Source organism: Caballeronia sordidicola, from assembly GCF_000729995.1.
In the GTDB taxonomy this organism is placed as follows: Bacteria; Pseudomonadota; Gammaproteobacteria; order Burkholderiales; family Burkholderiaceae; genus Caballeronia; species Caballeronia sordidicola_A.
Map to the genome: position 1 here is coordinate 1 of NZ_JNFG01000125.1, position 457 is coordinate 457.

General features: G+C 66.7%; 1 pseudogene. It reads right to left on the reverse strand.

The features are described 5' to 3' along the window. Positions 1-457 (reverse strand): annotated as a pseudogene (locus FH08_RS48790) (hypothetical protein); the annotation flags it as partial.

Here is a 457-nt window from a genome sequence, read left to right on the forward strand (position 1 = left end):
CGTAGACGACGCCGTACGGAGTCCGGATCGCGGTGTTGCGACCGTCGAGCATCCAGAAGTCGCCGTCCTCGTCCCTACGGAACAATGACTCGGAGGACACCCAGGTGTCGCCCGGTGCGAAGACCCCGCGTCGTACCGCGGCGGCAGGATCAACGTCGCCCGGCGGCTTGGCCAGCAGCAGGCCGACTTCGCCGGGCTTGGCGATCTGGCCGAACCCGGCCTCACCTTCGATGATCACATCGTCGATGGGGTCATAGGCCGCCAGCCGAACCTTGCCACCGCCGGGGAGCGGCCGTCCCTTGCTGCCGATCTTGGTGCCGGACACGTTGGCCAGCACCGCTTCCCCATCGGTCGTCGCGAAGAACTCGACGACATGTGCCGGGTCGAACTTGTCGGTGACGCGTCGCCACAACCCCGACGGCATACCGGATCCGATGAACAGTCGCACCGGATGGTG